Source organism: Micrococcus sp. ACRRV, from assembly GCF_022346985.1.
Lineage (GTDB): Bacteria > Actinomycetota > Actinomycetes > Actinomycetales > Micrococcaceae > Micrococcus > Micrococcus porci.
In genome coordinates this window covers 42289-52165 of record NZ_JAKRNH010000003.1, presented here as the reverse complement: position 1 = coordinate 52165, position 9877 = coordinate 42289, and the positions used below count along the sequence as shown (strand labels likewise).

Genomic DNA, 9877 nt, shown 5'->3' with positions numbered 1-9877 from the left:
CCCAGCTCGGCGCCCTCGACTCCCTCCTCCCCGCCGGCGGAGCCTCCCGCACCGACCTCGTCCACCACCTCGAGCTCCAGCACTCCGCCACCCGCTCCACCGACCCCGGCCGCACCGCGCGGCGCTCGCGGACCGCCCGCCCCCGCCAGGTGGACGGCCAGCTCGCCCTGGACGTGCCGGACACGGAGCTCACCGCCCTGACGCCGCTGTTCCCGGAACCCAGCCGGGACGCGGCGGTGCGCACGGAGCTGGACCTCACCGCCCTGGACGTCACGGCGCACCTGATGGACTCCCACGCCCCCTACCTGGGCGCGCTCGGCGTCACCCGGGCGGAGGACCTGCTCTCCCTGCGCTCCCAGTCCCGGGTGCTCGTGGCCGGGGTGCGGGTGGCCACGCAGACCCCGCCGATGCGCTCGGGCAAGCGCGTGGTGTTCGTCTCCGTGGACGACGGCACCGGTTGCGTGGATGCGTCCTTCTTCACCGAGGCCCAGCACGCCTCGGGGGAGATGCTCTTCTCCGCCCGGCTGCTGCTGATCGAGGGCACCGTCCGGCGCACCGGGGCGCGGGCGGTGTCCGTCCAGGGTGTGCGGGCCTGGGACCTGCACCGCCCGGAGCGCCTGCCGGACCCGGACTACCTGGACGCCACACGCGAGCAGTGGCGGGCCTGGCTCGCCGCGGACCGCAGGGCCGCCGCCGCCCGCCGGCGGGGGGAGACGCCGGTCGGGGCGGTGCCGGACATCCCCCACCACTCCACGGGGGGCTGGCCGGTGAAGGTCCGGGCCGACGTCGCCGTGGGCCGGGAACGCGCCGCGGTGGAGCGCCCCGCCCCGGCGCCCTCGTCCCGGCCGATCCCCGTGCCGCACCCGGAGACGTGGGAGCTGCTGCCCACGCCCGAGTCCTGACCCTCCCGGGCCCCGACCCGCCCCGGGACCCCGCCGGCCGCGGCGCGCCTAGAATGGTCCGCGGCTGGCGGTGGCCCCCGTACGCCATCGGCCATGAAGCCTGACCCCGAGAAGGAGACCTCGTGAGCGAGTCGAACCCCATCCTGCTGACCGTCGACGGTGAGATGCGGGAGGTGACCCACGCGATCACCGGCGCCGAGCTGTTCAAGGACCAGCCCACCGCGGTGGTCATGCGCGTGGATGGCCAGCTCTGGGACCTCTCCCGCGAGCTGCACGGCGGTGAGGCCGTCGAGTCCGTGGACATCACCGAGCAGGACGGCCTGAACGTGCTGCGCCACTCCACCGCCCACGTGATGGCCCAGGCCGTGCAGGAGCTCCGCCCCGACGCCAAGCTGGGCATCGGCCCGTTCATCACGGACGGCTTCTACTTCGACTTCGACGTCGCCGAGCCCTTCACCCCCGAGGACCTCAAGCAGCTGGAGAAGATGATGCAGCGCATCGTCAAGTCCGGCCAGACATTCCGCCGCCGCGTGGTCACCGAGGACGAGGCCCGCGCCGAGATGGCGGACGAGCCCTACAAGCTGGAGCTGCTCGGCAAGAAGAACGACGCCGAGGCCGCCGGCGAGGGCGCCACCGTCGAGGTCGGCGCGGGCGAGATCACGATCTACGACAACGTGGACCGCAAGTCCGGCGACGCCGTGTGGTGCGACCTCTGCCGCGGCCCGCACCTGCCCACCACCAAGCTGATCGGCAACGGCTTCGCCCTGACCCGCTCCGCGGCCGCCTACTGGCTGGGCAACGAGAAGAACAAGCAGCTGCAGCGCATCTACGGCACGGCCTGGCCCACCAAGGAGGACCTCAAGGCCTACCAGGAGCGCCTGGCCGAGGCCGAGCGCCGCGACCACCGCAAGCTCGGCGCCGAGCTGGACCTGTTCTCCTTCCCGGACGAGCTGGGCTCCGGCCTGCCCGTGTTCCACCCGCGCGGCGGCATCATCCGCAAGGAGATGGAGGACTACTCCCGCAAGCGCCACGCCGCCGCCGGGTACGAGTTCGTCTACACCCCGCACATCACCAAGCAGCACCTCTACGAGGTCTCCGGCCACCTGGACTGGTACGCGGACGGCATGTTCCCGCCCATGCAGATCGACGAGGTGCGGGACCCGGAGACCGGGCAGATCACCAAGCAGGGGCAGAACTACTACCTCAAGCCGATGAACTGCCCGATGCACAACCTGATCTACCGCTCCCGCGGCCGCTCCTACCGCGAGCTGCCCCTGCGGCTGTTCGAGTTCGGCTCCGTGTACCGGTACGAGAAGTCCGGCGTGGTCCACGGCCTGACGCGCGTGCGCGGCATGACCCAGGACGACGCCCACATCTACTGCACCCGCGAGCAGATGAAGGACGAGCTCACCACCACGCTGAACTTCGTCCTGGACCTGCTGAAGGACTACGGGCTGGACGACTTCTACCTGGAGCTGTCCACCAAGGACCCGGAGAAGTTCGTGGGCTCGGACGAGATCTGGGAGGAGGCCACCCGCACCCTCGCCGAGGTCGCCGAGGCCTCCGGCCTGGAGCTGGTCCCGGATCCGGCGGGCGCCGCGTTCTACGGACCCAAGATCTCCGTGCAGGCCCGCGACGCGATCGGCCGCACCTGGCAGATGTCCACCATCCAGCTGGACTTCAACCTGCCCGAGCGCTTCGACCTCGAGTACCAGGCCGCCGACGGCAGCCGGCAGCGCCCGGTGATGATCCACCGTGCCCTGTTCGGCTCCATCGAGCGCTTCCTGGGCGTGCTCACCGAGCACTACGCGGGCGCGTTCCCCGCGTGGCTGGCGCCCGAGCAGGTCGTCGCGATCCCGGTGGCCGAGGCGTTCAACGACTACCTGGCCGATGTCGTCGCGACGCTGAAGGCCGAGGGGATCCGGGTGCGCCTGGACGACTCCTCGGACCGCTTCCCGAAGAAGATCCGCACCGCCTCCAAGGAGAAGGTGCCGTTCGTGCTCATCGCCGGCGGCGAGGACGCCGAGGCCGGCGCCGTGTCCTTCCGCTACCGGGACGGCTCGCAGGACAACGGCGTGCCCGTGGACGAGGCCGTCGCCCGCATCGTGAAGGCGGTGCGCGAGCGCGAGGTCACCCCGTGACCACCACCCCGCACGACGACGCCGCGGAGGTCTCCGCGGACGGCGCCCCCGCCGGGGAGCGCCCCTACGGTGACCCCGCGGCGGACGCGGCGGCACTGGACGGCTTCGAGCTGCCGGGCACGCCGGACGCGTTCGACCGGCTCTGGAACCCGCACCGGCTGGCCTACATCCAGAAGGGCCCGGAGCAGGTGAAGGACGAGGACACGTGCCCGTTCTGCGCCGCACCCGGCCGGGACGACGAGTCCGCGCTGATCGTGCACCGCGGCGCCACGTGCTTCGTGATCCTCAACCTGTTCCCGTACAACCCGGGCCACCTGCTGATCTGCCCGTATCGGCACATCCCCATGTACACGGACGCCACGGCGGAGGAGACCGCGGAGCTGGCCGACCTGGCGCAGACCGCCATGATCGCCTTCGAGCTGGCCACCCGCCCGAAGGGCTACAACCTGGGCATGAACCAGGGCGTGGCCGGCGGGGCCGGGATCGCCGCGCACCTGCACCAGCACGTCGTGCCCCGCTGGACCGGCGACGGGAACTTCCTGCCGATCATCGCCCAGACGAAGAACATGTCCCAGACCCTGGGCCAGACCCGCGAGATCCTCGCGGACGTGTGGCCGCAGGCCCTGGCCGAGCACGCGGAGCGCCGCGCCCGCAACGCGGCCGCCGCGGCGCAGGCCCCCCGGGCGGACGCCTGATGCTGGACCGCCGCGCGCGGGGGACCACCACCGCCCTGTTCACGCCGCTGGCCCGTCGCCTGCTGCGGGCCGGGGTCACCCCGGACGCGGTGACGGTGGCGGGCACGGTGGGCGTCAGCGCCGCGGCGCTGCTGCTCTACCCGGCCGGCCACCTCTTCTGGGGCACGATCGTCATCACGCTGTTCGTGTTCTCCGACGTGCTGGACGGGGTCATGGCGCGGGAGGCCGGGACGACGGGCCCCTGGGGCTCGTTCCTGGACTCCACCCTGGACCGCGTCCAGGACGCCGCGATCTTCCTCGCGCTGTCCTGGTGGGGGTTCGGCGTCGGGGCGCACCCGGCCGTCGGCGTCCTGGCCGGGGTCTGCCTGGCGCTCGGGATGCTCGTCTCCTATGCGCGCGCCAAGGCCGAGTCCCTCGGCTTCACGGCCGCCGGCGGCATCGCCGAGCGGGCCGAGCGCCTCATCGTCACCCTCGTCTTCGCCGGGCTCACAGGCCTCGGCCTGCCGTCCGCCGTGCTCACGGCCGTCCTCGGCCTGCTCGCGCTGGCCTCCCTGATCACCGTGGCCCAGCGCGTCGCCGGCGTGCGCCGCCAGTCCCGCACCGCCTGAGCGCACGCTTCAGCGCGCGGCGATCGGCGCCACCACGGCATCGGTCACCGCCACGAGGTCGGCGGGGGCGAGTTCGAGGTCGCGGCCGCGCTGCCCGGCGGAGACGTAGAGGACGTCGCCGTCGAGGGCGGAGGAGTCCACGACCACGGGATGCCGCTGGCGCTGCCCCAGCGGGGAGATCCCGCCGCGCACGTACCCGGTGCGCCGCTCGGCGACCGCCAGGTCGGCCATGGCGACCTTCTTCACGCCCAGCGCCGTGGCCGCGGCGCGCAGGTCCAGCTGCCCGGACACGGGAACGCAGCACGCCGCGAGCGAGCCGTCCGGCAGCGCGACCATCAGCGTCTTGAACGTCCGCTCGGGCGGCACGCCCAGCGCCTTGGCGGCCTGCACGCCGAACCGCTCGCCGGCGGCGTCGAGGTGGACGTCGAAGGACAGCACCCGGTGCGGCACGCCCGCATCCACGAGGGCCCGGATCGCGGGGGTCGCGGCCCCGTGGGCGGCGTCGGCGGCCTTCCTCCGGCCCATCGGCTCAGGCGATCCCGGCCTGCTCGCGCACGTTGCGCTTGATGCGGCCGAGCATCGCGGACATCCCCCGCAGGCGCAGCGGGGTCAGGGCCTTCTGCAGGCCCAGGCGGGAGGGGATGTCCTCGGGGACGGCGAGGACCTGCCGGGCGGTGCATCCGTCCAGGCCCTGGGTGAGCACGGAGGCGAAGCCGCGCGTGGTGGGGGCCTCGGGCGGGGAGGAGATGAACAGGCGGACCACGGCGTCGTCGCCGGTGGCCCCGTCCTCCAGCTCCACGGCGAGGAACAGCGGGGACTGGCACTCCACGACCTGCTCCATCTCGTCCTCATGCCCGGCGTAGCGCTCGGGCAGGGCGGGCAGCTCGTCGGAGAACTCCAGGAGCAGCTCCAGCTTCTGCGGGTCGGGCACCCCGGCGAAGTCGTCGACGATCTCAGCAAGGTTCGCGGGCACGGCGGTGTCGGTCATGGTCCCCGAGTCTACCGACGACGACGGCGCCCGCCCCGGGAGAGGGGACGGGCGCCGTCGAGGACGGGGCCGGGGCCGGCCCGGCGGCGGCCCGGACGGTCTCCGCCGGCTCAGCGGGCGGGGGCCTCGCCCGGCTCGTCGCCGAGTGCGATGGGCAGGCGCACGCCGTTGCCCCACTCGGTCCAGGAGCCGTCGTAGTTGCGCACGTTCTCGTAGCCGAGCAGCTGCTTGAGCACGAACCAAGTGTGCGAGGAGCGCTCACCGATCCGGCAGTAGGCGATCACGGAGTCGGACTCGCCGAGGCCGGCGCCCTCCTTGTAGATCTCCTCCAGCTCGGCGCGGGACTTGAAGGTGCCGTCCTCGTTGGCGGCCTTGGCCCACGGCACGGAGGCGGCGGTCGGGATGTGGCCGCCGCGCAGGGTGCCCTCCTGGGGGTAGCCGTCCATGTGCGTGGTCTCGCCGGTGTACTCCTTGGGGGAGCGGACGTCCACCAGGGGGGTGGAGCCGATCGCGGCGAGCACGTCCTCGCGGGCGGCGCGGTCGGTCGCGTCGTCGCGCTGGGACACGGGGTAGGAGGGCGCGGGGGTGACCTCGGGGACCTCGCGGGTGGTGGGGCGCCCCTCGGCGATCCACTTGTCGCGGCCGCCGTTCATGAGGCGCACGTCGCGGTGGCCGTAGAGGGTGAACACCCAGAGGGCGTAGGCGGCCCACCAGTTGGACTTGTCGCCGTAGAACACCACGGTGGTGTCCGGGCCGATGCCCTTGGACGCCACGAGCTCGGCGAACGCCTCGGGGCCCACGAAGTCGCGGGAGACCGGGTCGTTGAGCTCGGTGTGCCAGTCGATCTTCACGGCGCCGGGGATGTGGCCGGTGGAGTAGAGGAGGGTGTCCTCGTTCGACTCGAGGACCACCACGCCCTCGTCGTCGATGTGGTCCGCCACCCACTGGGTGGAGACGAGCTTCTCGGGGTGGGCGTACTCGGCGAACTCGGCGGGGGTTTCGGTCATGGCGTTCCTGCCTTCACATCGGGACGGGCCCGTCCGGGCCCCTGGGCGTTCTCGGCACGACGACGCCGCGCGCCGTGTGCTCTCGACCGTCAGATTACGCCACACCCATGCGACGTAATAGGCGCAGGCGGGCGGTCCGGCGACACGGGAGGTCATGTGGCCCGGCCGGTAGCATGGCGGGACCACGCCGCCGTCACGAGAGAGGGAGCGCCCGTGCCCCAGACCGTCCACCTCGCAGACCGCTCGCCGCAGGTCTCCGCGGACCAGCTCCTCGCGGGCCTCCACCCGTCGTACCGCTTCGGGGAGGTCTCGTTCGACTCCTACATCCCGGATCCGGCGCACCCCTCCCAGGCGCAGGCCGTGGAGCGGCTGCGCAGGTTCGCGGCGAGCCTCGGAGGCCCCCGCGGGGGCTCCGGCGGGGGCGGCTTCCTCGGCGGCCTGTTCGGCGGAGGGAGGAAGCGCGGGCCGGAGCCCGCGGGCATCTACCTCGACGGCGGCTTCGGCGTCGGCAAGACCCACCTCCTGGCCTCCACCTGGCACGCGGCCCCGGGACCCAAGGCGTTCGGCACCTTCGTCGAGTACACGAACCTGGTGGGCGCGCTGTCCTTCCGCCAGGCCGTGGACGTGCTCAAGGGCTACACCCTGGTGTGCATCGACGAGTTCGAGCTGGACGACCCGGGTGACACCGTCCTCATGTCCCGCCTGATGCGTGAGCTGGCCGACGCCGGCGTCCGCCTGGTGGCCACGTCCAACACGCTGCCGGGCTCGCTGGGCGAGGGGCGCTTCGCGGCGCAGGACTTCAAGCGGGAGATCCAGGTCCTCGCGGACCAGTTCGAGGTCATCCGTGTGGACGGTGAGGACTACCGCCACCGCGGCCTGTCCGCCGCCCCCGAGCCCCTGGCCGACGACGCCGTGGAGTCCACGGCGCAGGCGAACTTCCCGCACGCCGACGTCGTCTCCGTGGACGACTTCGCCGCGCTCACCGCGATGCTCTCCCGCGTGCACCCCTCCCGCTACCGCGAGCTCGTCAAAGACGTGGACGTGGCGGCGTTCCACGACGTGCAGACCATCACGGAGCAGGCCACGGCGCTGCGCTTCGTGGTGTTCGCCGACCGGCTCTACGACAAGGACGTGCCCGTGGTGGCCTCCGGCGTGCCGTTCGACCAGCTCTTCACGTCCGAGATGATGCACGGCGGCTACATGAAGAAGTACTTCCGCACGGTGTCCCGCATGACCGCGCTGGTCCGCGAGGGCCAGACGGGCGAGACCGTGGAGAAGTGACCTCCGGCGTCCGCTGAGGTCCTCAGGATCCCCCCGACGACGGCGACGCACCCTTCCGGGGGTGCGTCGCCGTCGTCGTCCGTGGGGGAGGGGGCGGGCGGTGCCCTGCATCGGGGGATGCGCGAAGGGCCCCTCCGAACGGAGGGGCCCTTCCCATGGAGCGGATGACGAGATTCGAACTCGCGACCTCCACCTTGGCAAGGTGGCGCTCTAGCCAACTGAGCTACATCCGCGTGGTGCGATCCTCACGGATCTCATCCGTGCGCGATACTGGGTTCGAACCAGTGACCTCTTCCGTGTCAGGGAAGCGCGCTACCGCTGCGCCAATCGCGCTCGACCTCAGCCCGGGGGCTTCGGCAAGCTTGCCGCCGTTCCTCATCGGAAGGGCCTGCGAGGTCGGGACGGGATTCGAACCCGCGTATACGGCTTTGCAGGCCGCTGCCTCGCCTCTCGGCCACCCGACCAGGGATGGGGGACTTGCGAGCGGATGACGAGATTCGAACTCGCGACCTCCACCTTGGCAAGGTGGCGCTCTAGCCAACTGAGCTACATCCGCATGATGGGCTTCGCAGCACCGGTTCAGAACCGTTCTCCGCGATTTCCAACGAGAAAGAACTCTAGACCATCTTCGCGGCGGATGCCAAATCGAGGATCGGGGGAGCGTGTCGTGTCCGGTCGTTCGGCCAGAATGGAGCACCATGACGCAGCCTCGCCTCGCCCACCAGACGCCCCAGGGACGCATGTACGCGCGCTCCCTCTCCGGGCTGCCGGAGGTCCCCTCGATCACCACCGTGATCGGCATGGAGAGGACCGACCTGGACGGCTGGGTGGGGTGGATGGCGGCCAACGCCGTCGCCCAGGACCCTCGCCTGGGGGAGTCGCTGGGCTCGCCCGCGCGCCTGCGGCAGGTGGCCAAGCAGTCCGCCGACGCCGCCGCCCGCTACCGCGATGCCGCCGCCGAGCGCGGGGACCGCGTCCACGACTACGCCGAGCAGGTGGCCCTGCGTGCCCTGGGGCGGCCCCACACCATGGCCGCGTCCCGCGAGGAGCTGCAGCGTCACGGCGAGGGCGCCTACGCCGACCGCTTCGACGAGTGGTGGGACCTCTACGACGTCCAGCCCGTGGCCGCCGAGATCACCGTCTGGAACCACTCCGTGGGCTACGCCGGGACCCTGGACCTCGTGGCGCGGATCGGCGGGCGCCTCTGCCTCATCGACTACAAGACCAAGGGCACCGGGCGCGACGGCCGCGTGAAGGCCCTGGACCCGAAGGTGGTCATGCAGCTCACCGCCGGGCTCAAGGCGGAGGAGTCGCTCGTGGACGCGGAGGCCGGCACGTGGGAGCCCTGGGCGCACGGCGGGGCGGAGATGCTGCTCGGCGTCGCGCTGGGGGAGACGGAGGTGGCGGTCCACCAGGCCAACAACGCCGCGCTGCCCCGCCACTGGCACAAGTTCTGGGCCCTGCGGCAGGTGTGGAAGCACGCCCTCGCCGTGGACGACGCCGGACCCGCCCTCCGTGTGATCGGCCCGCCCCCCGTGTCCGTCCCGGGAGCGGCCGGCGGCCTGAGCGCCGCCCGCGCGGCCGCCTTCGGGGCACCGCCGGCCGTGGCGCACGACCCGGGGACGTCCGCCCCCGCCGATAGGCTTCAACCGTGACCGTCCTGACCCTGCGTACCGTGCCCGACCCCGTCCTGCGCACCCCCGCCGCGCCCGTCGCCGCCGGGCAGGACGTGCGGGCCCTCGTGGAGGACATGGTGGAGACCATGCACGCCGTGGGCGGCGTGGGCCTGGCCGCGCCCCAGGTCGGCGTGGGCCTGCGCGTGTTCGTGTTCGACTGCGCCGGCGCGTCCGGCCACGTGCTCAACCCCGTCCTGGAGACGTTCGGCAGTCCCGTCCGCGAGCCCGGCGAGGGCTGCCTGTCCGTCCCCGGGCTGCGCTACCACCCGGCCCGCGCCGAGCGCGCGGTGGTCCGCGGCGTCGACGTGGGCGGGAATCCGGTGGAGCACCGCGGCGAGGGCCTGCTGGCCCGCTGCCTCCAGCACGAGACCGACCATCTGGACGGGATCCTCTATGTGGACCGCCTGGACGGGGACGACCGCCGCGAGGCCCGGCGCCGCCTGCGCGCCGACGCCCCCGATCCGGAGGCGGAGCGCATCCGCGCCCGCCGGGACGCCCTGGCCGGCTCGGTCTTCGGCGCCCGACCGTCGGTGTCCCCCTCCGCCGCCCGCACGACCCCCCGCCGAGGAGCACAGTGAG

Annotated in this window: 10 protein-coding genes and 4 tRNA genes; 7 read left to right on the top strand and 7 right to left on the bottom strand. The window is 72.7% G+C overall.

Annotated elements, in window-relative coordinates:
* The 4 genes from MHY29_RS00915 to pgsA form a co-directional block, all read left to right on the top strand.
* On the top strand, positions 1-902 hold a 902-nt coding region (locus MHY29_RS00915), incomplete at its 5' end, for an OB-fold nucleic acid binding domain-containing protein (RefSeq protein ID WP_239237938.1).
* 122 nt (positions 903-1024) lie between these two features.
* Positions 1025-3043 (top strand): threonine--tRNA ligase, encoded by a 2019-nt coding sequence (gene thrS, locus MHY29_RS00910; protein ID WP_239237937.1) that lies wholly within the window; start codon positions 1025-1027, stop codon positions 3041-3043.
* Between the two features lie 95 nt (positions 3044-3138).
* Positions 3139-3738 carry an HIT domain-containing protein gene (locus MHY29_RS00905; RefSeq protein ID WP_239237942.1) on the top strand — a complete coding sequence of 200 codons (600 nt, stop codon included), beginning with the start codon at positions 3139-3141 and terminating at the stop codon, positions 3736-3738.
* Entirely contained in the window at positions 3738-4346 is a 609-nt protein-coding gene (pgsA, locus tag MHY29_RS00900) for a phosphatidylinositol phosphate synthase (RefSeq protein ID WP_224354975.1), read from the top strand. Before MHY29_RS00905 ends, pgsA begins: the two co-directional genes overlap by 1 nt.
* A gap of 9 nt (positions 4347-4355) precedes the next feature.
* Here the strand turns inward: pgsA and ybaK are convergent, their stop codons facing one another.
* The 3 genes from ybaK to MHY29_RS00885 form a co-directional block, all read right to left on the bottom strand.
* Positions 4356-4871, bottom strand: a complete 516-nt coding sequence (gene ybaK / locus MHY29_RS00895; RefSeq protein ID WP_239237936.1) for a Cys-tRNA(Pro) deacylase — start codon at positions 4869-4871, stop codon at positions 4356-4358.
* A 4-nt stretch (positions 4872-4875) separates the two neighbouring features.
* Entirely contained in the window at positions 4876-5334 is a 459-nt protein-coding gene (locus MHY29_RS00890) for a SufE family protein (protein ID WP_224354973.1), read from the bottom strand.
* A 110-nt stretch (positions 5335-5444) separates the two neighbouring features.
* Positions 5445-6341, bottom strand: a complete 897-nt coding sequence (locus MHY29_RS00885; RefSeq protein WP_224354972.1) for a sulfurtransferase — start codon at positions 6339-6341, stop codon at positions 5445-5447.
* Between the two features lie 213 nt (positions 6342-6554).
* Between MHY29_RS00885 and zapE the strand changes: the two genes are divergently transcribed.
* A complete protein-coding gene (gene zapE / locus MHY29_RS00880) occupies positions 6555-7622 on the top strand; it encodes a cell division protein ZapE (protein ID WP_224354971.1) in 1068 nt (355 codons plus the stop codon).
* Positions 7623-7778: 156 nt separating this feature from the next.
* Here zapE and MHY29_RS00875 read toward each other — a convergent pair.
* The 4 genes from MHY29_RS00875 to MHY29_RS00860 form a co-directional block, all read right to left on the bottom strand.
* Positions 7779-7855: transfer RNA gene (locus MHY29_RS00875), tRNA-Gly, on the bottom strand.
* Positions 7856-7883: 28 nt separating this feature from the next.
* Positions 7884-7955: transfer RNA gene (locus tag MHY29_RS00870), tRNA-Val, on the bottom strand.
* A gap of 60 nt (positions 7956-8015) precedes the next feature.
* A tRNA-Cys gene (locus MHY29_RS00865) sits at positions 8016-8086 on the bottom strand.
* An 18-nt stretch (positions 8087-8104) separates the two neighbouring features.
* Positions 8105-8178 (bottom strand) — tRNA-Gly (locus MHY29_RS00860).
* 142 nt (positions 8179-8320) lie between these two features.
* Here MHY29_RS00860 and MHY29_RS00855 point away from each other — a divergent pair.
* Together MHY29_RS00855 and def are read left to right on the top strand one after the other, a co-directional pair.
* The gene (locus MHY29_RS00855) at positions 8321-9277 is read left to right on the top strand and encodes a cytochrome (protein ID WP_224354970.1); all 957 of its coding nucleotides are present in this window, start codon (positions 8321-8323) and stop codon (positions 9275-9277) included.
* Positions 9274-9876 carry a peptide deformylase gene (def, locus tag MHY29_RS00850; protein ID WP_239237935.1) on the top strand — a complete coding sequence of 201 codons (603 nt, stop codon included), beginning with the start codon at positions 9274-9276 and terminating at the stop codon, positions 9874-9876. Before MHY29_RS00855 ends, def begins: the two co-directional genes overlap by 4 nt.
* The last annotated feature ends 1 nt before the right edge of the window (position 9877 follow it).

What these genes read in the sequence shown, in the direction of transcription:
- ybaK (WP_239237936.1), bottom strand. Translation starts at nt 4,871, where the DNA reads ATGGGCCGGAGGAAGGCCGCCGACGCCGCCCACGGGGCCGCGACCCCC.
- MHY29_RS00890 (WP_224354973.1), bottom strand. Translation starts at nt 5,334, where the DNA reads ATGACCGACACCGCCGTGCCCGCGAACCTTGCTGAGATCGTCGACGAC.
- MHY29_RS00855 (WP_224354970.1), top strand. Translation starts at nt 8,321, where the DNA reads ATGACGCAGCCTCGCCTCGCCCACCAGACGCCCCAGGGACGCATGTAC.
- pgsA (WP_224354975.1), top strand. Translation starts at nt 3,738, where the DNA reads ATGCTGGACCGCCGCGCGCGGGGGACCACCACCGCCCTGTTCACGCCG.
- MHY29_RS00885 (WP_224354972.1), bottom strand. Translation starts at nt 6,341, where the DNA reads ATGACCGAAACCCCCGCCGAGTTCGCCGAGTACGCCCACCCCGAGAAG.